Consider the following 241-nt stretch of genomic DNA (forward strand, 5'->3'; position numbering starts at 1 on the left):
GGCTAGTGCGCTCGCCGCCGCCATGAACGATCTCGATCGCATGCGGCAAAGAGAAGGTGCAGCGATTGCGACCGACCTTCGTGCACGCCTCGCCGCCGTACGAGTGACGGCCGACAAAATTGCCCAACGCGGACCCGAGCTTTCCGATGGCATGGCCAAAAAGTTTCGCGAGAGGCTCGTCCGGGTCGCCGCCACCGTCGCGGCGCCCAGCGAGGGAGCCCTCGCAACACGTGAGGTCGTC

Annotated in this window: 1 protein-coding gene; it reads left to right on the top strand. The window is 66.0% G+C overall.

Annotated features, from left to right (window positions below):
• Positions 1-22 precede the first annotated feature (22 nt).
• Positions 23-241, top strand: a 219-nt coding sequence (locus tag ACLJNW_RS28055) for a hypothetical protein (RefSeq protein WP_410961889.1), incomplete at its 3' end; no start/stop codon positions are given.

Source organism: Salmonella sp. SAL4457, assembly GCF_046548235.1.
GTDB classification, from domain to species: Bacteria; Pseudomonadota; Gammaproteobacteria; order Enterobacterales; family Enterobacteriaceae; genus Salmonella; species Salmonella enterica.